The sequence below is a fragment of the Candidatus Spongiihabitans sp. genome, assembly GCF_965247905.1.
In the GTDB taxonomy this organism is placed as follows: Bacteria; Pseudomonadota; Gammaproteobacteria; order Arenicellales; family Poriferihabitantaceae; genus Spongiihabitans.
Genome location: NZ_OZ252047.1, coordinates 1,260,448 through 1,281,180 on the forward strand (window position 1 = coordinate 1,260,448; position 20,733 = coordinate 1,281,180).

Genomic DNA, 20,733 nt, shown 5'->3' on the forward strand with positions numbered 1-20,733 from the left:
ATGGCACTACCGGCTTACACCACACCACTGGAAAGAATCTGGCACTATGCCTATCTTTTTATTTGTGGGCTGATTTTCTTCTTCTTGATTGCCCCCATTGTGGTGATCATGCCGCTTTCGTTTAATGCCGTGCCGTTCTTCACTTTTACTGAAGAAATGCTGAGATTCGATCCGGCTGGCTATTCATTGAAGTGGTATGAAGACTTTTTTACCAATTTAAACTGGCAAGGCGCGGTAAATAATAGTTTTATCATCGCTGTTTTTGCTACATTAATTTCAACGACGTTAGGCACCATCGCGGCATTGGGACTTAGCCGCGAAGACATGCCCTATAAATCGGTGGTAATGGGCATTTTAATTTCGCCGATGATCGTGCCCTTGATTATATCTGCGGCCGGCATGTATTTTTTCTATACCAAGATCGGATTGTCTTCAACCCATTTAGGCGTCATATTGGCGCATGCCGCACTAGGCACGCCATTCGTGGTCATCACCGTGACCGCAACCTTAGTCGGGTTCGACCATAGTTTGATTCGCGCCGCCGCCACATTGGGGGCATCGCCAGTCACAACATTTTTCAAGATTATTGTGCCATTAATTTTACCCGGCGTAATTTCAGGGGGATTATTTGCATTTATTACTTCATTTGATGAAGTTGTCGTCGTGTTATTCGTTGGCAGCTACGAACAACGCACGATACCGTGGCAGATGTTCTCGGGGATTCGAGAGCAAATCAGCCCGACCATCCTCGCGGTGGCAACTTTATTGGTAATCGTATCCATTCTGTTGCTGTTTGCTGTGGAATTGCTAAGACGCCGCGGCGAGCGGTTGCGCGGCATCACGCCGCACTAAACCCTCGCGCGGCAACCAAGGTATCCGGTTGCGCCGGGTTCATTATATTGCGCGTATCATCACTGATACGCGCCCTGCCGTGCTTGTGCGCAATTTCGCTTCCGGCCCGTCATTCCGTGCTTGACACGGAATCCAGTTAAAAAACCCAGCGGCGATAGCCGCTGACATTTGGTTAACGGGATTACAGTAGACAATGTATCCGGCTGCGCCGGATTTATTTTTAACTGGATTCCAGCTTACGCTGGAATGACGGCCGGGGACAAATGACGACAAAAGGCAAGGCGGGCTACGCGCGATTTCGCTCCCGCGCGAAATGACTTGCACCGTATTTCAACCTACACCGTCATTCCGTGCTTGACACGGAATCCAGTAAGACACGCATCCGGCTACGCCGGATGCCGCCATTCTGTGCTTGACACCGGCGGCGTTTGTCGGTGTAATTCCCCTGCGACGATTTACAACTGGTAGCCCGTTTAGCCGGGTTACCTGTCAAATACAAAAGCATCTAACTCGGCGGGGTAGCTCCCTTTCGGGGCGAATAGGCAGGACTTTCCCATCCTACCGGTTGTGATCGTCGCAACGGCCCGGCGCCGTTGCGCCGGGATGGTTTTAGCCATCACGGGGAACACATTATGCTGCAAACGGACGCCTTGTATTACGGCGACTGTCTTGAAGTGATGCGGAAATGGCCGAGCCGTTGCGTGGACCTGATTTATCTCGATCCGCCGTTCAACAGCAAAGCGAATTACAATGTATTGTTCGGCGCCGGCAAAACCGGCCGGGGAAAAATCGACCTCGCGCAACTGACCGCTTTCACCGACACTTGGCAATGGAATGAAGACGCGCAACAGCGCGTTGAATTGATCGAAAATGCGGTCGACCACCCCGCGCATCTTGCGATTTCGGGTTTCAGCAAAATGCATCCCAACGGCAGCGGTATGCTGTCGTATCTTTCGTATATGACGCTGCGGCTGGCGGAGATGCGGAGATTATTAAAAACCACCGGCAGCATTTATTTGCACTGCGACCCGACCGCATCGCATTACTTGAAAATTATTATGGATGAGATATTTGGCGGGAAGAATTTTCGCAATGAGATTGTTTGGTGCTATTCAAACAGCGGGCGCAGTAGGAACAAGTTCACATCCAAGCACGACATTATTTTGTTTTACTCCAAAACAAAAGCCGCGCAATTTGATTATGTGCTGCCGGTCAGCGAAAAATATATTAATAGCCATTACCGGCAGACGGATAAAAAAGGAAACCGGTGCAGAATTAGAGTTGATGCGGGAAAGACCAGAATTTATTACCCGGACGAAGGCATGACATGCAACGATTGGTGGGCGGATATTCCATCATTGAATTCCGTTGCAAAAGAACGCCTCGGCTACCCCACTCAAAAACCGCTTGCGTTGCTTGATCGAATCATCAAAGCATCATCCAACGCTGATGATCTCGTGCTCGATCCGTTTTGCGGTTGCGGCACCACCATAGAAGCGGCGCATCGCCTGAACCGCAAGTGGATGGGTATTGACATTTCCACCTACGCCATCGAAGTCATTCGCCGCGAGCGGATGAACGACATGGAAATTCCGGTGTACGGTGTGCCAAAAGATCTGAAGGCGGCGAAGTATTTTGCGCAAACCAAACCGTTTGATTTTGAGAAGTGGGCGGTTACCCGCATTCGCGGTTTTGCCCCGAACACCGTGCAGCGCGGAGACGGTGGCATAGACGGGCGCGGCATGATCCATGACCCCACTTTGGAAGAGAGGTTGTGCATCGCGCAAGTGAAAGGCGGCAAGCCAAGCGTGAATGATTTGCGCGCGTTCTGTGGTTCGCTCACCGGCGGCAAAGCGGCGATGGGAATTTTCATCACGCTCAAAAAATGGAACTCGCCGACGGTGCGCCAATGCATCGCCGATACCGGTAAGTTGGCGATCGGCGCGACCGAATACAACCGACTGGTGATGTATTCCATAGACGAGCATTTCAACCACATCAAGCCGAATCTGCCGGCGTTCGCGCATCCGCGCACCGGCGAAGCGATGCAAGAAGAGTTGTTGGATTTGCGAGACCGCGGACGGCAATAATGCTCATGGCATCCGCAAGGAAAACCCCGTTGCATGGACGACGTCGGCGCGCAACAATTCGCTCTCTTCGGGCCACCACATCGCGTCCGGCGGTTGCGCGAAAATTTTTTGCAGGAACGCGCTTGATATTCCTTGCGCCTCGAACAACGCGATATCTTTGGCCTGCTCCTCGTCAATGTCAATGACCGGCATCACCGCGTAATTTTTGTATTGATGAAACCCCAGTTTGGTGCCAACGCCCAAGGTGCGCCGCGCGCCGGCGATGAACACGGTGGTGCACGACGACGCACATTCGTTCAACGCATAAGTCGCCAGCGCGTTGTCCTTAATCAATTTCGCTAAGCCGCGCGCTTCATAAATCCGCCCGCCGCCGCTGTCCAAGATGATGCCGCCGACGCGCGGATGCGCCGCGAGCAACTTCGCAACATGCCGCGTGATGCCCACTTGCAACGGCCCGCGCAAATGAATGAGCGTCGCGCCATCGTTCTCGATGATCCGGAGCGAATACAACGGCGCGGCCTCCACCGTCGTCGCGCGCAGTTCTCGTTGGTGGCGCAACACCGATTGATAACTGGAAAAAGTCGCCGCCAAAGTCGCGATGATGCTCAAGACAACCACGCCTTGCGCACCGACCGCCCAAGCGCGGTCGGTGTTGTTCGCGATGTGGCGTTCGCATGCGCGTAGCACGCCGACGATTTGCCAAGGATAAATCATCACGCGCACGATTACGAAAAAAATTAGCGCGATGACCGGTGTCGTCTCGGCGCGAATGTATGGCGGAAAAGTGAATCGCTCAAGGAGCGCAAGAACGATGTAGAGAAAGAAAAAGTTTATCCAGAACGATAAGGATAGTGATAACTTACCTTTCCAATGTCGGCGAACATAGTCTGCAACACTAAACTTCATCAATGCGCGGCGCGGTCGATTCTTGTTTTAATGGATTCAAGGTTGTTATCGACATTCTCTACTTTTTCTTCCATAGTCATTAAATCCCCCAGACGGGCTGGAAGCGTAACATCGATGCCGGTCGCCAGTTTGATTGCTTGCGGAAATTTTGCTGGATGTGCGGTGCCGATTGCCACTGTGAGCAGCGATGGACCAAGCTTATTTTTGGTCGCATTTTTGGCAGCGGAAACCCCGATGATAGAATGTGGGTCGATAATCTCCCCAGTGGATTTGTAGATTTGGTTAATATCTGTTTTGATTTGTTTGTCATCCATTCGGTATGCGCCAAAATCTTGCTGTGCTTTTTGTAGCAGGCTACGGTCAAGCGTAAATTTACCGGACTCATTAAAGGATGCCATGATGTGGTTTAGCTGATCGCTGTCATGCGCCAGCAGTTCAAACAAATAGCGCTCAAAATTACTCGATATTTGAATATCCATGCTTGGCGACAGCGTAGGGGTCACACCGGTTTTTTCCATCACCCCGGTTTCGAAAAAGCGGGTCAATATATCATTTCGATTTGAGCCAATGATCAGTTTGCGAATGGGCAGTCCCATCTGCTTTGCGACATAGCCGGCCAGCACGTTGCCGAAGTTGCCTGTTGGCACCGAGAAATTTATTTCCCGATCTGGCGCGCCCAGGACTAACGCCGCCTTGAAATAGTAAACAACCTGGGCGGCAATCCTCGCCCAGTTAATTGAATTGACCGCGCTTAAGGAATGACGTTGCCGAAATTCAGAATCATTGAACAGTGCTTTTACCAGATTTTGGCAGTCATCAAATGTGCCTTCCACGGCAAGATTATGAATATTTTCATCCTGAACCGTGGTCATTTGTCTTCTTTGTACTTCGGATACTCGACCTCGCGGGTGCAGCATAAACAAATTCACCGCTGACAGACCTCTAAGTCCGGCGATGGCGGCCGAGCCGGTATCGCCAGAAGTAGCGCCTACGATTGTGCGGCAACACCTGTTTTTTTTGAGAAAATATTGAAAGAATTGCCCCAACATTTGTAGCGCATAATCCTTGAATGCCAGGGTAGGGCCATGAAACAACTCCATAAAAAACAGCTTATCGTCGAGCTGCTTCAATGGTGCGATGGCATCGTGAGAAAAATTGCCATAAGCATTGGACACCAATTGGCCAAGCTCCTCGGCGGCAACTGATTGACCCACGAACCGACCGATAATGGCGGAGGCCAGTTCGGGGTAATTTTTATTTTGCAGGGCGCGGATGTCGTCTATGCTCAAACAAGGCCACTTATCAGGAATGTATAGCCCGCCATCGCTGGCAAGACCGGTAAGCGTGGCTTGCTCAAAATCCAGATTAGGGGCTTGTCCCCGAGTGCTAATATATTCCAAGGAGGCTTCTCATTTTATAAAGGCATGTTTGTAAAGGCGTACTTCGGACTAATATTTCATACCTCGCTACATGAATATTTTTTACCTTGTTACATGAATATTTTTAAGGAACAGGCACGAGCCAATATGAAGATACATAAGTTTAATAAACCTATACTTGATGCCACGTTCAAAGAATTTATAAACGAGGTGAAGGAACGGGCGCGAGCATAAAATTTAGGTTCAAGATACTTTAAGCGGTCGATTTCGGATAGATTTTAGCAGATATTGACACCTATTTTCGTGGCGCATATTGAAGCGAAACTCACACTCTTTCAAAGGAGTCCGGCTACGCCGGACGACATATTTTAACTGGATTCCCACCTGCGGCGAGAATGACGGGCTGGGGGGACAATGGTGAATCGGAAGGCAATGAGTCCTTTTGGGAAGACAATGGTGAATAATTGTCACGCAAAGCGTGACACAACCGGCGGCTAACGCCGCCACTCTGGATTCCCGCCTGCGGCGAGAATGACAAATAAGGGTCGTCATTGCCCGGCTTGTTCCGGGCAATCCAGTGGAATATGTCGTCCGGCGTAGCCGGACTCCTTTGCTTTGATGCCGCGCCGTTTGATGCGAGAATGACGGCCGAGAGGACGGCGCTAAAACACCGCTGGAAAGGAACAAAACGGGCAATCAATTAGTGAACACATACATGTCTGATTTGAGCATACAATCGGCTGGTCGCTGGGCCAGAGATGCCAGTGATTTGTGCGACTTCGCAAGCCTCAATATCACGGCAAAACAGCCGAGGAATCGCCCTGAATTTATTCCCCGAAATTCGGCAACGAATGACATGCTTGTTTTTCATTTATAGAACAATTAGGTATGACCATTTCACTATACCTTAAAGTATCTTGAACCAAAATTAAAATACATTAGCTTATTAAACCTATGCTCAATGCCACGTTCTAAGAATAACTAAACGAGGTAAAGGATTCGAGCACCGAGCCTGCCAGCATTTGACACTATTCTGCTTGCGAAGCACACTCGCGCCCGAACAAAAAATAACTAACGAGGCGGGATTTTATCATTCAGCAACCGTGCTTACGAAAAATATATTCATAACAGGGGCAAAGAAATGGGCAATACCACTGAGGCGGCTTCGGCCTACCGCTATCCGCTGCTTATCAAACAAATTCTCCTTACGCCGCTGGCAAATGCGCCGCATCAGGAAATCGTTAGCAGTGATGTCAGGCGTTATAACTATCGTGCATTTTACCAACGAATCGAAGCTCTCGCGAGCAGTCTGTCATCTCTGGGCGTGGCCATGGGCGACACGGTCGCGGTGATGGATTGGGATGGCCATCGTTATCTGGAATGTTTTTTTGCGGTGCCGATGATGGGTGCAATATTGCATACGGTGAATATCAGGCTGTCGCCGCAACAGATTCTTTACACCATCAATCACGCCGAAGATGACGTTATTCTCGTACATACGGATTTTGTGCCCATCATCGAGCAGATATCGGAGCGGTTTGAGCGACCGATTAAATTAGTTTTGCTGGATGATGGCGCGGAGGCGCCAAAGCTGCCATCAGGTTATGTTGCTGAGTACGAATCCTTGCTGAATACATCAGATAGCGGGTTTGATGACAAGTTCGATTTTGGGGATTTTGACGAGCACACCATCGCCACAACATTTTACACGACCGGCACCACCGGCGACCCGAAAGGGGTTGCCTATAGTCATCGTCAGTTGGTCTTGCACACTCTTGGACTGATCGCGGCGTTTTCCACAGCGTCGGGAAATAACCGCTTCCATAAGGAAGATGTCTATATGCCGATGACCCCGATGTTTCATGTTCATGGCTGGGGCATGCCCTATGCCGCGACCATGATGGGCGTTAAGCAGGTTTATCCCGGGCGCTATGATTCGGCAAAATTACTGCGCCTGATCGAAAGCGAACAGGTAACATTTTCCCATTGTGTGCCGACAATATTACAAATGCTGCTTTCCGCCGCGCAAGCGCGCAACACGGACTTGTCAAGATTGAAGATCATTATCGGAGGCGCCGCGCTGTCCGAGGGATTAGGCAAAACAGCCCTGGATTTCGGTATCGAAGTTTTTGCCGCTTATGGGTTGTCGGAAACCTGTCCGGTAATAACGACCGCGGATTTGCCCGCATCGGTTTGTGAGCGCGGCTCGAATGAGGATCTTGCACGCCGCCGTAAGCCCGGCAAACCTTGCGCCCTGGTCGAAGTGCGGGTGGTTGACCAGGACATGAACGATATTCCCCGAGACGGAAAAACCAGCGGAGAAATTGTTGTCCGCGCACCGTGGCTGACCCAAACTTACACCAAAAGCCCCGAGGCGACACAAGCACTGTGGCACGGCGGGTATCTGCATACCGGCGATGTCGGTCGCTTCGATGAAACCGGTTCGCTGCTGATAACCGATCGCATAAAAGATGTCATCAAATCCGGAGGCGAGTGGCTTTCTTCACTCGACCTGGAAAACATCGTATCGCGTTGCCAGGGTGTGCGGGAAGTGGCCGCCATTGGCATACCCGATGAGCGCTGGGGCGAACGCCCCATGCTGATTGTCGCCCAAGTTGCCGATGCAAAATCGAACATCACCGCCGAACAAATACGAGAGGCGATTCGAGTCCATGTGGATAGCGGCGAGCTGCCCAAATGGACGCTGCCGGAGCGAGTGGAGTTTGTTGACCAGCTCGACAAAACCAGCGTGGGTAAGCTGGACAAGAAGGTATTGCGCGCGCGTTACGCGCAGTAGTTTGCCCGGTTGGCGGAATTGACCGGCGTGGTTGATTGGCACCCTTTGATTGATGCGGCAAAAGGAATACCGGGCGAATTCGGCGCCTTACCCAGAATGGGTTTGTGCATCCTCTTTAAGCAGTTTTACAAGCGTTACCATATCCTCCGGCGGGTTTTGCCGCCAGGTTTTTTGCTCGCCGCTGTGGGGATGAATAAGCGACAATTTTTGTGCGTGAAGCGCCTGGCGTTGAAATCCCTGTAATGATTGAATCAGGTTTTCTGATGCCGACGGTGGCGGTCGATATCTATGACCGTAGTGCTTATCTCCGACAATAGGATGACCACGCCAACTCAGATGCACGCGAATTTGATGGGTGCGGCCGGTTTCCAGATTTGCCTGTAGCAGACAGTGATTGCGGAATTTGTGCAATACCCGAGTATGTGTTATCGCCGGTTTGCCGGATTTTGTTACGGTCATGCGCAGTCGGTCATTTCGATGCCGCCCAATCGGCTGATCGATGGTTTCCCCGGAAATCATAACGCCATTGACCAGCGCCAGATACTGGCGATGCATCTCCCGATTGTTGAGTTGTTCGATGAGATGCTGTCTTGCTTGTTCGGTTTTGGCGACCACCATGAGTCCCGTGGTATTTTTATCCAGGCGATGGACAATGCCGGCTCGGGGCAGGAATGCAGAATCAGCATGATGGCGCAAAAGCCCATTAAGCAGGGTGTTGTCCTGATTGCCGGCGCCGGGATGAACCACCAGTCCGGCTGGTTTATTGATCACCATCAAATGGTCATCTTCATCAATGATGTCCATATCAATATCCTGAGCAGGCGATTGGCTGGGCGGCGCAGACGGCAGCGTAAATTCGAGTATCTCGGTGCCGCAGAGTTTCAGTTTTGGTTTTGTGATTTCGCCGTCAACCCGTACCAATCCTTGTTTTATCCATTGCTGTATTGTTCCGCGGGAATGTTCTGAAAGTAATTCTGCCAGTGCTTTATCGACCCGCACACCTTCCATTTCCGCTGGAATTTGAAGAAAAAAGTGCACCCTCTTCATTTTATTTTTTGGATGGGGCGTAAGTGATAGTTTAGGTTCAAGATACTTTAAGGTATAGTGAAATGGTCATAACTAATTGTTCTATAAATGAAAAACAAGCATGTCATTCGTTGCCGAATTTCGGAGAATAAATTCAGGGCGATTCCACGGCTGTTTTGCCTTGATATCGAGGCTTGCAAAGTCGCTCAAATCACTGGCATCTCTGACCCGGCGACCAGCCGATTGTATACTCAAATCAGACAACACATGTCCGGGCAATGCGAGCGTATGTGTTGACTAATTCATTGCCCGTTTTGCTCCTTTCCAGCGGTGTTTTAGCACCGCCCTCTCGGCCGTCATTCTCGCCGGCAGGCGGAAAGAATCGCCCTCCCTGCCGTCATTCTCGCCGAAGGCGGGAATCCAGTTAAATATCTGTCACGCGTAGCGTGACTCTTTTTGGCATCCGGCTTTGCCAGACACAAACCGGCGGCTTCGCCGCCGAAATAAGGAGTTCGGCTACGCCGAACGGTTTAATAACTGGATTGCCCGGCCAATAATAATATGGGCCGGGCAATGACGAATTAAGGTAATAGAGCACGTTTTAGTGTCACGCTTTGCGTGACACTTATTTACCATTGTCTTCTCAAAAGAAATCATCGCCTTCCGATTCACCATTGTCCCCCAGCCCGTCATTCTCGCCGCAGGCGGGAATCCAGTTAAAATATGTCGTCCGGCGTAGCCGGACTCCTTTGAAAGAGTGTGAGTTTCGCTTCAATATGCGCCACGAAAATGGGTGTCAATATCTGCTAAAATCTATCCGAAATCGACCGCTTAAAGTATCTTGAACCTAGTTTATTTAAGGCATGTATTTTCATATAGGCTCGTACCCTATCTAAGAATATTATGAAAAAGGGTATGATTCAGAATCCGACATTCAGTGAATAAATTATGGCACAATAGGTGCCTGGAATATTTGCGTCCAGGTACTCAATAATTAATTCTATTCTACGTTATATCAACAATTTCATGCTAAATACATTGAGTCGCGGTCAGGGTCAGTACGACGGCCAGCGCGTTCCCAGGCAACCTGTAATGTATCGTATTGTGGTGATGCTGATCGCAGGTGTGCTGGCGTCAGGCTGTTCATCATTCAAAAAAGAAAAAGAGGATGAGGCTGAATCTGCGGAACAGCTGTACGAGATCGCTAAACAGCAGATGTCTAAAAAGAATTGGCAGACTGCATTGGACACGCTTAGAAAATTGGAGGCGAAATATTCCTACGGCGTATACGCCGAGCAGGCCCAGCTCGATACCATCTACATTTACTATCGGAGCAAACAAAGCGATCTTGCTATTGTGGCGGCAGACCGATTTATAAAATTACATCCGACCCACCAAGCTGTTGATTACGCGTATTACTTAAAAGGCCTAGCGAGCTTTTCTGAAAACAAATCACTATTCGGTACGCTCACAGGCCGGGATGATTTGAGCGATCGTGATGCAACCACTATCCGCAATGCCATGGTTGCATTTAAGGAGTTGTATGCCTTATTTCCAGACAGCCAATATGCGCTGGATGCCAGGATACGGGCTGGAAATTTGCTGGAAACCCTGGCTAGAAATGAAATTGCCGTGGCTAATTACTACTATACTCGAAAGGCGTATGTCGCCGTAGTGAATCGGGCAAAGGGGATAATCGAAAACTATTCGACCACGCTGGCGGTTGAGCAGGCTCTGGCGCTATTAATGTTCAGCTACGAAAATATGGGGTTAGACGATTTAGCCGGCGATGCGCGTAGGGTGCTGGCACTAAATTTTCCGGACAGCGGGTATCTGAATCAAACCACTGAGACGGTTAAATTTTTCAACAAATACAGCCCAAAATCCGACCAACCCAAAAAACAAAAGAAAGGATGGTTTTCGTCCTTGTTTAATTGATCGAATATCGACAAGCCTGCCAGTTAACCGCTGTCGCTTGGTCAGAGTGTGCTTGCTCAGAGAGTCTAATTGTCAAATAATCCGGGGACTATTGGGTTAACACTCGCTCTGCTTCAGCATATTTTTCTGCTGTTTTGAGCACTATTTCATCGGGTAGATCGGGGCCGGGCGGTGTTTTATCCCAATCCAGGGTCTCAAGATAATCCCGTACATATTGTTTGTCATAACTCGGCGGACTGATGCCCGGTTGATATTGGTCCGCGGGCCAGAATCTTGACGAATCCGGGGTCAACACCTCGTCTATTAGATGCAAAGTATTGTTTTCATCGACACCGAATTCAAATTTCGTATCGGCGATGATAATACCCCGATGTTTGGCATAAGCAGCCGCTTCGGAATAAATTTTCAAACTGAGGCTTCTTACCCGCTCAGCCATGGATTGCCCAAGCAGATCAATGGTTTGTGCATAACTGATATTCTCATCGTGATGCCCGACTTCGGCTTTAGTTGAAGGCGTAAAAATCGCTTGCGGTAATTGATCAGCCTGTTGCAAGTTTTGTGGCAAGGGTATGGCGCATATGCCACCGGTGCGCTGATATTCTTTCCATCCCGAGCCGATTAAATACCCTCTGACAATGGCCTCAACAGGCAAAGGCGCTAACTTTTTAACCACAATGGCGCGCGCTCCCAAAGCCTCGCGCTGACCACGGTCGGGCACGATTTCCGCTAAACATCGGTCGCTTAGATGATTAGGCAATAGATTCCGGGTGCGGTTAAACCAGAAATTCGCAACTCGGGTCAGCACTTCTCCTTTGCCCGGAATAGGTTGGGGAAGGATGACATCGAATGCCGAAAGTCGATCGCTGGCAACAATCAGCAAATGGCGGGCATCAACCGCATAGATATCTCGAACTTTGCCTCGATGCGTCATTTCTAAATGACTGAGCTCAGACTGGAATAATGCTTGGCTCATAAATATAAGATGCTCGCCTTGATTTGCGTCTAAACGGTAATAATGGATTGTACTTGTCGGAAGCCGCGCGGTAAAAATTTACCGCGTTGCGCGCGCCCCCCAACATAATTGTCAAAGTCTGCGGATTTGAGGTTCAGATAGCGTTTACCGCTGTATACCCGCAAACTGTTGCCTTCTTGAAACAGGGTGATATCCACAACAAATTCTTCCCCGGCTTTAAACTTTGCGGTTGGAACATTGATTAGTTTAACGCCTTTGCCTTTTGATAATTGCGGTAACTCGCCCACCGTAAAAATTAACAGCCGACCAACATTGGTGATGACCGCAATCCAGTCGTCATCAAAATCTTTAACCGATTGGGGTATCAGGACTTTGGCGCCATCGGCAACTCTAAGGGTCGCTTTGCCGGCCTTGTTTCGGGTGTTTAATTCGCCCAATGGCGCAATAAAGCCATAACCGGCATTGGTAGCCAGCAGATACTCGGTTTCGGCATTGCCGATCATCAAGCCACGGAAAGTTGCGCCGGGTTTCGGGCTGCAACTGCTGCTCAGGGGCTCACCAAAACTACGCGCCGAGGGCAGGCTGTGTGCGGCGATGGAATAAGTCCGGCCATTTGAATCCATGCATGCCAAAATGTCATTGGTTTTACCCTGAACAGAACATAGAAATGGGTCGCCGGATTTGAAATTGAGGCTTGGCCCCTCCACCTCGTGTCCTTTTGCGGCGCGAATCCAGCCCTTTGTGGAAAGAACAACAGTGATCGGTTCTGCGGCAACCAATGCATGAGGATCCAGTGCTTTTGCGGCAGTCCTTTCGATGATTGGAGAACGCCGGTTGTCGCCATATTCTTCGGCGTCCGCCAATAGTTCATCGCGCACCAGGCGTTTCAATTTTGCCCGAGACTTGAGTAAAGAGTCGAGACCTTTGCGCTCTTTCTCAAGTTCATTTTGTTCAGTCTGAATTTTAATTTCTTCCAGCTTTGCCAAATGACGCAAGCGCAAATCAAGAATCGCATCGGCCTGAACTTCATCAAGCATAAACTGCGTCATTAGCGCTTGCCTGGGATGATCCTGGTTGCGAATGATGCGGATTACGGCATCGATGTTCAAAAATGCAATCAGCAAGCCATCAAGAATGTGCAGTCTGTTGACAACCTTGTCATGGCGAAATTGGAGCCGCCGCTTAACCGTTCCGATGCGGTAGTCGAGCCATTGGATTAGCAGCGATCTCAGGTCGTATACCTTGGGGCGGCGGTCAATTCCGATCATATTGAGATTGACCCGACAGCTTTTTTCTAAATCCGTGGTGGCAAACAGATGCCGCATTAGCGCATCGCTATCAACCCGATTGGATCTCGGTTCTATGACCAAACGGGTCGGACTTTCATGATCCGATTCGTCTCTTAAATCTGTGACCATAGGTAATTTTTTGGTCAGCATTTGAGCGGCAATTTGTTCTTGAATTCTCGATCCGGAAACCTGGTGGGGCAGGGCGGTAATGACAATGTCGCTGCCCTCTGTTTGCCACGCCGCGCGCTGTCGCAGAGTGCCATTACCGGTTTTGTATATTTCGAAAATTTCTTCCGGGGTGGAAATAATTTCGGCTTCTGTGGGGAAATCCGGTCCTTTAATATGGCTGCATATTTGCTCCAGAGTGGTCTTGGGGTCATCCAGCAATCGAACGCATGCGGTCACGACCTCGCGTATATTGTGGGGTGGAATATCCGTGGACATGCCCACGGCAATGCCCGATGCGCCGTTCAACAGCACATTGGGCAGACGAGCGGGCAGGAGTTTGGGTTCTTCCAGAGTGCCATCAAAATTCGGCGCCCAATTGGTCGTACCCTGACCCAGTTCCTCAAGCAATAGCTGGGCATAGCGAGTCAACCGCGATTCTGTGTAACGCATGGCAGCGAAGGATTTCGGATCATCCTGGCTACCCCAATTGCCCTGACCATCAATCAAGGGATAACGGTAACTGAATGACTGAGCCATCAAAACCATGGCTTCGTAGCAGGCACTGTCACCGTGGGGATGAAATTTACCCAGCACATCGCCCACAGTGCGCGCAGATTTTTTATGCTTGGCGGCGGCGTGCAAACCCAGGTCAGACATGGCGTAGATGATTCGACGTTGAACCGGTTTTAAGCCATCGGCAACGCTGGGGAGGGCGCGGTCGAGAATGACGTACATCGAATAATGCAGGTATGCGCTTTCCGTAAATTCCGCCATAGGCAGGGTATTGAGCTTGATCGGCGGGAGCGGAGCGAGATGGGCGGTTTGGCCTTTTTTCGATGATGTTGTGGATTTTCTTGCCATGATTGTTATTTTAAGTATCCCCTTACGGGGCGACAGTTTTATTTCACAAATTATAGCAGCAGGGGCATTATAGCCGACCGACTATAACCATGAAGGTAAATAATTATAGAACTCCCGGAGGAGCATTGCACGAGACATCCTGCTTGCCGTTTCAGGATGACAAACCGGCAGTACCGTCCAGGCGTGTTACTGCTCAAGCAATCGCGGCATCATCTCTGCTAGGTTACACGGTCGGGTGCGATAGTCCAGTTGGTGGGATATTAGTTTTTCCCAACCGAGTTTTACCGCCCCGGGAGATCCGGGAAGGACAAAAATATAAGTGCCGTTGGCAACCCCTGCCAGGGTGCGCGACTGTAATGTTGATGTGCCGATATCCTCATAAGACAGCGCTCTGAACATTTCACCGAACCCATCCAGCGTTTTGTCTAATAGCGGTGCTATGGCTTCAGGCGAGCCGTCCCGACCACTCACTCCGGTGCCCCCGGTGGTAATAACAACCTGAACATCCGCATTGGCGATCCATGCGGATACCACCGCCCGAATTTGATACAGGTCATCCGCGACCATCGTTTTTTCTTGCAGGCGATGGCCCGCTTCAATCAATTTGCTTACAATGGCATCGCCTGAGGTGTCGTCTTTTTCCGTTCGGGTGTCGGAAATGGTCAGCACGGCGATGTTGACCGGGACGAGCGAGCGTTGGTTGGACGAGTTCATTGGGAATCGAAGTCAATGGAAAGTGGTATAGTATCCGAAATCATCTCGCAGCGTAAGATTGCGTGCGAGTAAATCGCGAGACCAGATGAACATACACATGAACATAACATGAGCATAACATGAGCATAACGGTAAGATTTTTCGCCAGCCTGAGCGAGCAGCTTGGCTTTGATCAAAAAACCTTCGATGAAAAAACCGTGGCGCATAAATTTCCGTTAACGATCGAGGATGTCTGGCGCGAGGTTGCGGATCGGCCGCCGCCTGAAAACCTGCTTTGTGCGCTTAATCATGAATATGCTGATTTCAAACAGCATCTGGAAGACGGCGATGAAGTTGCGTTCTTCCCGCCGGTGAATGGTGGTTGAGCATGTTAATTGAAATACGAAATCAGGCATTTGATCCGTGGCAAGAGGTCAGTCGTTATCAGGAAAATTGCGGATTGGTTGCTGGCAGCTATGGTGCCTGTGCGACATTCGTAGGTACTCTGCGGGATTTCAACCACGGCGATAAGGTAAAGCGGATGCGACTGACGCATTATCAGGGCATGACCGAACACCAGTTATCCAAAATAGCCGAGCAAGTGTTGTCGCAATACCGGCTCCTCGATTTGATTATTGTGCACCGAGTGGGAGACCTCAATCCTAACGAGCCTATCGTTTTGGTGGCGGCGTGGTCCGCTCACCGGGCTGCTGCATTTGATGGCTGTCGGGAAATAATGGAATACTTAAAATCAAGGGCAACATTTTGGAAAAAAGAAATTCTCGAATCCGAACAGCGTTGGGTGAATCAATAATGGCTTTGGTAATAGTTGAGAAAGCGTGTTCCCTGCCGTTTTTAGAGCAAGGGATTAACTATGGCGTTTAGTTCCTGGACGGAAATGATGCCGAGTTTCGTTCCAGCCAGTTTTCCGTTGCGAGCAAAAATAGCGGTAAAGGGCAGTGCGCCCATCGCGTTTCCGTGGCTTTTCAGCAACTCGACTCGCCCGGCGACGACCCACAGCGAGGGGTAGGCGATGCCGATTTCATCGCCGAATATTCGGGTCGCTTCTAGTGAATCGTGGGCGATTCCCACGACTTGCACGCCCTTGGCTTGCATTCGTTTCTGATAGTCGATTAGCATCGGTATTTCTTCGCGGCATGGCGCGCACCATGAGGCCCAATGATTGACCACCACCACCTGGCCCAGCCATTCTTCGCCTTTTCTAAGGTTTTTGTGTATGTCAGGTAATTCGATTTCCTGCAAAGTCGCTGAAGCCGCGGGGAGTGTTTTCAACGCGAATTTTTGCATGCCAAAATAGCCGCCTATCAAGATGCCGGCCAAGCCAAGCAGAACAATGAATATCAATTTTTTCATCGACTATATTCCAGTTTGCCGTATTCGATCTGCTACAACGCGGTTATCAGCGACAAAAATTCATCGCTTTCCATATAGCCGTAGAAACTTAAATTAGACAATGACGCGCCATCACGACCGATGAATAAAGTTGCAGGCGCCCCAAAAACACCAAAGCGCTGCTTCAATTTTTTACTGTCGCTGTTGCGCGGGTCGGTCACGTCAATTTGCACGGTGATGAACTTTTTCGCCAGCACCGCTTTTACCTGCGGGTTTGCAAAGGTGGTTTTTTCCATGCGTATGCAATCCACGCACCAATCGGCGTAGTAATCGATTAACACCGGTTTGCGTTGCGCGCGCGCGCGCGCGAGTTGCCGCTCTAACTCATCATTGTTACGCACTCGGACAAATGGGTGGCTGGCGTTTTGTTCGGCCAATCCGGTCGCGCCCGAAATGGAACGCAACAAGGTTGGCGGCAGCGGCCGCAGTATATCCCGTTGGCCAAAAAGTCCGCCAGCGATGAGCAGGATGCCCCAGACCAGAAGTATGATGCCGATGCCTTTTTCAATGCGCCGCCAGTTTGACGCGGGCTTAGGGGGTTTTTCGACCGCACCCAAAAATAGACTAATGATGATAAAGAAGCCGCCCCATAACAGCAGCACCGGCACCTGCGGCAAAATGCCGAGCAAGTAAATCGCGACCGCGATGAGCATCACGCCAAAGCCCTGTTTCACTTTCACCATCCACTTGCCGGCGCGCGGTATAAAATGCCCGGCGCCAAATCCGAGCGCGATCAGCGGCAGTCCCATGCCGACCGCCATTACCGTCATCAGTTGCGCGCCGAGCAGCGGGTCGCCTGTGGCAACCGCAATGCCGAGGAAAGAGATCATGACCGGCGAGACGCAAGCGCCGATAATCAAGGCCGAGACCAGTCCCAGTAAAAACACCAGGGGGATGGAACCGCTCATGCCCTTGATTTTAGCCTGCGCTTTGGACTGAATAAATTGCGGCATGCGGATTTCAAACAGCCCGAACATGGACAACGCCATGACAAAAAACACGGCGCTTAATATGCCGATGGCCCAGATATTCTGAAAATACGCCTGCAATTGATCGCCGGTGGTGCCGGCCAGGGCGCCCATTCCTGCATAAGTCACCACGGTTCCCAATACATAGGTTGCGGCCAGTATTCCGCCCTTGGTCTTGGTCAAATTGTTACCTTGACCGGCGATGACGCCGGACAAAATAGGTATCATCGGCAAAACACAGGGCGTGAAAGTAAGCAGAATACCGGCAAACAATGCGCCCAACAGCAAAGGCAATTGAGCCTCTAAGGAGACCGCCATATCCGTGTATTGGTCGGTGTATTGATCGCCGCCATCGCTGGACTCCGGCGCGGCGACTTTGAGGTCCGCCGCCGGGTCCTTGAAAATTTCCGTATTCAATTTTGATGTTGGGCCTGTTGTTGTTTGGTGGTCGGCTTGAGCAACAGGAATCACGGTGAGACCGGTAATGTTGAATGATTTGTTCACCGGGGCATAACATATTCCGTCTTCTGCACAGCCCTGGTAGTTAGCATGAATTATCAGGTTATTCAGGTCATTACTCAGGTCATCATCACGGCCGCTCAATTCGACCGCAAAGGAAAAATCGCGATTGAACACAGCGACCTCGCCGAAGTAGTCATCTTCTTTAACGGTTCCCGCTGGCAAATCAACCCGGGCAATGCGATTTTCCCCGTCGTTGCTGAACGCGATTTTATCCCGATACAGGTAATATCCATCCGCAATGTCAAATACCGCGCGGATTTTATTTTCGCGGGTGGCGTGGAGGCGCAACTTAAAGGCTTGGTCAACATCCAGAAAATCCGGCTGTTGAAATCCGGTGGCGAGCAACGCGCGCAGGTCGTCCACGGTACTAAAGTTGCTCAGGTCGATAGCGTTGTCGATAGTGCTTGACTGCACCGGGATAATCGGTTGTTCAATGAGGCTGGCGGCCAGCGTTTCGTTGTCAACGCCGCTGATCGGTAATAGAACGGTCAGTAATAATAGTATTCTAGTCAACGGTAATAATTTTAAACCTGAAGCAGTTTCAAAGCAGCCGTGTTGGATTGCCGGTGTCGATTAGTTGACCCTATGATAAAGTTGAAGTTCACAGTTGAACAAGTCTGGCATGACCCTATTACCCGGGCGAGGCTATAGCTTGATAATGATTGCCGAATGCCGAAATATTCCGTGCCAGCCCTTGTATCGGGGTAATGAACCAACCTATTATAACGCAGGATGGATGGCATCCTTGTGCCTATACGTTAATGAGATGATGCAATATGATATGATGCAATGAAAACGCTATTTTTTATTTTTCTCGCAACGCCGCTGATTGAGATCTATCTACTCATCAAAATCGGCAACGTGGTCGGCGCCGGCGCCACGATATTTTTGGTGGTGTTGACCGCGGTGTTGGGCGCGTATCTGGTGCGGGCGCAAGGGTTTTCCACCTTGGCAAACGTGCAAGCGCAACTGGCGCGCGGGCGGATGCCGGCGCTGGAGATTATGGAAGGGGTGGTTTTATTCATCGCCGGCGCCTTGCTGCTGACCCCGGGATTCTTCACCGACGCCATTGGCTTCATCTTCCTGACCCCGCCGCTGCGGCGACTGATCATCCACAACATCATTGAGCACGGATTATTTCGCGCGCGCCAGGACATCAACAACGCCAGCAGCACGGGCCGAATCATCGACGCCGAACACCGCAACATCGACTGATTTTTCAACGCCGGGCAGTCCGGTCACCCCCATCTCGGAAGTGGGACTTTAGTCCCGCCATTTGCAATGGCTTGGCGAGGCACAAGCCTCACTTCCGAGAGCCGTTGAAGGTGACCGCGATCAACCAGGAACTGGTCCATTACCAGTGGACCTATCATCATGCTGACCACACGATAGTTTGGATTTAATGATGCCGATGGCGTATTATCGGCAACCCACCTGTTGCACTTCGGGGTTGAATCCAAGAACCCGGCCAGGGCATTGCGTCATGGCTAGAAAATGGGTAGCATTGCGATAACCTAAAGTTTAACTTTTACTGAGAGGAGACAACCATGAAAAAACATACTTTGTTAATTGCGCCACTGGCAATGTCACTGATGCTGCCACTGATGCTGGTTGGCAGCGCGTCCGCGTTCGCCTATTCGGGCGGCGGATTGGAGGGCTACGAGGTCGGCGTCAAGGCCGATATTAGCGGCTTGCCGCGCGTGAAACAGGAATTGGTCGTTGCGCCGGCCTTGCCGAAGCATGAGCAAACGGCGACCGGCGGGCCGAAAATCATTGAAGTGCGGATGGTGATTGAAGAGAAGGAAATCGAGATTGAGCCGGGCGTTTTCATGTGGGCGATGACCTTTAACGGTAGCGTTCCCGGGCCGATCATTGTCGCGCATGAGGGCGACTATATCGAACTGACGCTGGTCAATCCTGAGACCAACTCGTTGCCGCACAACATTGATTTTCATGCCTCCACCGGCGCGCTTGGCGGCGGCTCGTTGACGCTGGTGAATCCGGGCGAGGAAGTGGTGCTCAGATTCAAGGCGACGCGAGTCGGCACCTTCCTGTATCACTGCGCGCCGGGCGGGGCGATGATTCCGTGGCATGTGGTGCATGGCATGAACGGCGCGGTGCTGATTTTGCCGCGCGACGGGCTCAAGGACAGTGACGGCACGCCGCTGCGCTACGACCGCGCTTTTTATATTGGCGAGTTGGATTACTATCTGCCGAAGGACGCGAACGGAAAATACAAGCGCTATCCCAACCCCATCGCCTCTTTCGCCGATGACATGGAAGTGATGAAAACCCTGACGCCGACGCACATTCCGTTCGGCGGCACCATGGGCGCGCTGACCGGCGATAACGCGATGCACGCCAATGTCGGCGAATCGGTTTTGTTCATTCATTTTCAAGCCAATCGGCAATCCTTTCCGCACTTGATCGGCGGCCACGGCGATTATGTGTGGGAGCGCGGCAACTTCAACGACCCGCCGGCGCATGGTCTGGAAAGCTGGGTGTTGGCGGCCGGCTCGGCCAGCGCCTTCATCTATAAATTTCGCCAGCCCGGCGTGTATGTCTATTTATCGCATAACTTGATTGAGGCGGTGTTGTTGGGCGCGATTTCGCATGTGATTGTGGACGGCGAATGGAACAACGACTTGATGGAACAGGTCTCGGCGCCGCGCAAGATTGAGTAGGCGTTATAAATCGCCGTTGCCCGCGATATAACCGGCAGGTTATACGACACTAAATCGCCGCGCAAAAATCGCCGCATTGGCGGCGATGATGATGACTGCGCGGGGGCGGGATTTTTCTTGCGCTAATCGTCATAATCGCGCATTGTCATTGTGTCATTCAGCACCACCCAACCC

General features: G+C 50.8%; 19 protein-coding genes and 1 pseudogene. 10 read left to right on the forward strand and 10 right to left on the reverse strand.

Annotated features, from left to right (window positions below; all coding sequences use genetic code 11):
• The gene (locus tag ACP158_RS06495) at positions 1–852 is read left to right on the forward strand and encodes an ABC transporter permease (protein WP_424948131.1); all 852 of its coding nucleotides are present in this window, start codon (positions 1–3) and stop codon (positions 850–852) included.
• A gap of 632 nt (positions 853–1,484) precedes the next feature.
• On the forward strand, positions 1,485–2,942 hold the full coding sequence (locus ACP158_RS06500) for a DNA methyltransferase (protein WP_424948132.1): 1,458 nt from the start codon (positions 1,485–1,487) through the stop codon (positions 2,940–2,942).
• A gap of 3 nt (positions 2,943–2,945) precedes the next feature.
• Here ACP158_RS06500 and ACP158_RS06505 read toward each other — a convergent pair whose 3' ends face one another.
• Positions 2,946–3,848, reverse strand: coding sequence for a hypothetical protein (locus ACP158_RS06505; RefSeq protein WP_424948133.1), 903 nt, complete (start codon positions 3,846–3,848; stop codon positions 2,946–2,948).
• The gene (thrC, locus tag ACP158_RS06510; RefSeq protein ID WP_424948134.1) at positions 3,848–5,248 is read right to left on the reverse strand and encodes a threonine synthase; all 1,401 of its coding nucleotides are present in this window, start codon (positions 5,246–5,248) and stop codon (positions 3,848–3,850) included. Before thrC ends, ACP158_RS06505 begins: the two co-directional genes overlap by 1 nt.
• Before the next feature lie 530 nt (positions 5,249–5,778).
• Between thrC and ACP158_RS06515 the strand changes: the two genes are divergently transcribed.
• Positions 5,779–5,931 (forward strand): hypothetical protein, encoded by a 153-nt coding sequence (locus tag ACP158_RS06515; protein ID WP_424948135.1) that lies wholly within the window; start codon positions 5,779–5,781, stop codon positions 5,929–5,931.
• On the opposite strand, the gene ACP158_RS06520 is transcribed toward ACP158_RS06515, so the two are convergent.
• Complete coding sequence (locus ACP158_RS06520) at positions 5,928–6,098, reverse strand: hypothetical protein (RefSeq protein WP_424948136.1); 171 nt, start codon at positions 6,096–6,098, stop codon at positions 5,928–5,930. The genes ACP158_RS06515 and ACP158_RS06520 overlap by 4 nt on opposite strands.
• A gap of 270 nt (positions 6,099–6,368) precedes the next feature.
• On the opposite strand from ACP158_RS06520, the gene ACP158_RS06525 reads away from it, so the two are divergent.
• Complete coding sequence (locus ACP158_RS06525) at positions 6,369–8,024, forward strand: fatty acid--CoA ligase (RefSeq protein WP_424948137.1); 1,656 nt, start codon at positions 6,369–6,371, stop codon at positions 8,022–8,024.
• 87 nt (positions 8,025–8,111) lie between these two features.
• Here the strand turns inward: ACP158_RS06525 and rluD are convergent, their stop codons facing one another.
• Positions 8,112–9,071, reverse strand: a complete 960-nt coding sequence (gene rluD / locus ACP158_RS06530) for a 23S rRNA pseudouridine(1911/1915/1917) synthase RluD (RefSeq protein ID WP_424948138.1) — start codon at positions 9,069–9,071, stop codon at positions 8,112–8,114.
• Between the two features lie 87 nt (positions 9,072–9,158).
• On the opposite strand from rluD, the pseudogene ACP158_RS06535 reads away from it, so the two are divergent.
• Positions 9,159–9,261, forward strand: a pseudogene (locus ACP158_RS06535) (IS1595 family transposase); the annotation flags it as partial.
• Between the two features lie 145 nt (positions 9,262–9,406).
• On the opposite strand, the gene ACP158_RS06540 reads toward ACP158_RS06535, so the two are convergent.
• Positions 9,407–9,532, reverse strand: a complete 126-nt coding sequence (locus ACP158_RS06540; RefSeq protein WP_424948139.1) for a hypothetical protein — start codon at positions 9,530–9,532, stop codon at positions 9,407–9,409.
• A gap of 610 nt (positions 9,533–10,142) precedes the next feature.
• Between ACP158_RS06540 and ACP158_RS06545 the strand changes: the two genes are divergently transcribed.
• Entirely contained in the window at positions 10,143–10,988 is an 846-nt protein-coding gene (locus tag ACP158_RS06545) for an outer membrane protein assembly factor BamD (protein ID WP_424948140.1), read from the forward strand.
• Positions 10,989–11,076: 88 nt separating this feature from the next.
• Here ACP158_RS06545 and ACP158_RS06550 read toward each other — a convergent pair whose 3' ends face one another.
• The 3 genes from ACP158_RS06550 to moaB form a co-directional block, all read right to left on the reverse strand.
• Entirely contained in the window at positions 11,077–11,961 is an 885-nt protein-coding gene (locus tag ACP158_RS06550) for a phosphoribosylaminoimidazolesuccinocarboxamide synthase (RefSeq protein ID WP_424948141.1), read from the reverse strand.
• Positions 11,962–11,990: 29 nt separating this feature from the next.
• Positions 11,991–14,192, reverse strand: a complete 2,202-nt coding sequence (gene parC / locus ACP158_RS06555) for a DNA topoisomerase IV subunit A (RefSeq protein ID WP_424948413.1) — start codon at positions 14,190–14,192, stop codon at positions 11,991–11,993.
• 273 nt (positions 14,193–14,465) lie between these two features.
• Positions 14,466–14,993 carry a molybdenum cofactor biosynthesis protein B gene (gene moaB / locus ACP158_RS06560; protein WP_424948142.1) on the reverse strand — a complete coding sequence of 176 codons (528 nt, stop codon included), beginning with the start codon at positions 14,991–14,993 and terminating at the stop codon, positions 14,466–14,468.
• A gap of 119 nt (positions 14,994–15,112) precedes the next feature.
• Here moaB and ACP158_RS06565 point away from each other — a divergent pair, with 119 nt between their 5' ends.
• Positions 15,113–15,358 carry a MoaD/ThiS family protein gene (locus ACP158_RS06565; RefSeq protein WP_424948143.1) on the forward strand — a complete coding sequence of 82 codons (246 nt, stop codon included), beginning with the start codon at positions 15,113–15,115 and terminating at the stop codon, positions 15,356–15,358.
• Between the two features lie 2 nt (positions 15,359–15,360).
• Positions 15,361–15,786, forward strand: a complete 426-nt coding sequence (locus ACP158_RS06570; protein WP_424948144.1) for a molybdenum cofactor biosynthesis protein MoaE — start codon at positions 15,361–15,363, stop codon at positions 15,784–15,786.
• A 41-nt stretch (positions 15,787–15,827) separates the two neighbouring features.
• Here ACP158_RS06570 and ACP158_RS06575 read toward each other — a convergent pair whose 3' ends face one another.
• Both ACP158_RS06575 and dsbD read right to left on the reverse strand, forming a co-directional pair.
• On the reverse strand, positions 15,828–16,346 hold the full coding sequence (locus ACP158_RS06575; RefSeq protein WP_424948145.1) for a TlpA family protein disulfide reductase: 519 nt from the start codon (positions 16,344–16,346) through the stop codon (positions 15,828–15,830).
• 32 nt (positions 16,347–16,378) lie between these two features.
• Positions 16,379–18,388 (reverse strand): protein-disulfide reductase DsbD, encoded by a 2,010-nt coding sequence (dsbD, locus tag ACP158_RS06580; RefSeq protein WP_424948146.1) that lies wholly within the window; start codon positions 18,386–18,388, stop codon positions 16,379–16,381.
• Positions 18,389–18,664: 276 nt separating this feature from the next.
• On the opposite strand from dsbD, the gene ACP158_RS06585 reads away from it, so the two are divergent.
• Positions 18,665–19,090 carry an FxsA family protein gene (locus ACP158_RS06585; RefSeq protein WP_424948147.1) on the forward strand — a complete coding sequence of 142 codons (426 nt, stop codon included), beginning with the start codon at positions 18,665–18,667 and terminating at the stop codon, positions 19,088–19,090.
• Between the two features lie 332 nt (positions 19,091–19,422).
• Positions 19,423–20,559, forward strand: coding sequence for a copper-containing nitrite reductase (gene nirK, locus ACP158_RS06590; RefSeq protein WP_424948148.1), 1,137 nt, complete (start codon positions 19,423–19,425; stop codon positions 20,557–20,559).
• The last annotated feature ends 174 nt before the right edge of the window (positions 20,560–20,733 follow it).

Coding starts and splice junctions, on each gene's coding strand:
- nirK (WP_424948148.1), top strand. CDS start 19,423: ATGAAAAAACATACTTTGTTAATTGCGCCACTGGCAATGTCACTGATG.
- ACP158_RS06545 (WP_424948140.1), top strand. CDS start 10,143: ATGTATCGTATTGTGGTGATGCTGATCGCAGGTGTGCTGGCGTCAGGC.
- ACP158_RS06550 (WP_424948141.1), bottom strand. CDS start 11,961: ATGAGCCAAGCATTATTCCAGTCTGAGCTCAGTCATTTAGAAATGACG.
- ACP158_RS06570 (WP_424948144.1), top strand. CDS start 15,361: ATGTTAATTGAAATACGAAATCAGGCATTTGATCCGTGGCAAGAGGTC.
- ACP158_RS06495 (WP_424948131.1), top strand. CDS start 1: ATGGCACTACCGGCTTACACCACACCACTGGAAAGAATCTGGCACTAT.
- ACP158_RS06525 (WP_424948137.1), top strand. CDS start 6,369: ATGGGCAATACCACTGAGGCGGCTTCGGCCTACCGCTATCCGCTGCTT.
- ACP158_RS06575 (WP_424948145.1), bottom strand. CDS start 16,346: ATGAAAAAATTGATATTCATTGTTCTGCTTGGCTTGGCCGGCATCTTG.
- ACP158_RS06500 (WP_424948132.1), top strand. CDS start 1,485: ATGCTGCAAACGGACGCCTTGTATTACGGCGACTGTCTTGAAGTGATG.
- ACP158_RS06505 (WP_424948133.1), bottom strand. CDS start 3,848: ATGAAGTTTAGTGTTGCAGACTATGTTCGCCGACATTGGAAAGGTAAG.
- ACP158_RS06585 (WP_424948147.1), top strand. CDS start 18,665: ATGAAAACGCTATTTTTTATTTTTCTCGCAACGCCGCTGATTGAGATC.
- ACP158_RS06565 (WP_424948143.1), top strand. CDS start 15,113: ATGAGCATAACGGTAAGATTTTTCGCCAGCCTGAGCGAGCAGCTTGGC.
- parC (WP_424948413.1), bottom strand. CDS start 14,192: ATGGCGGAATTTACGGAAAGCGCATACCTGCATTATTCGATGTACGTC.
- rluD (WP_424948138.1), bottom strand. CDS start 9,071: ATGAAGAGGGTGCACTTTTTTCTTCAAATTCCAGCGGAAATGGAAGGT.
- ACP158_RS06520 (WP_424948136.1), bottom strand. CDS start 6,098: ATGAAAAACAAGCATGTCATTCGTTGCCGAATTTCGGGGAATAAATTC.
- moaB (WP_424948142.1), bottom strand. CDS start 14,993: ATGAACTCGTCCAACCAACGCTCGCTCGTCCCGGTCAACATCGCCGTG.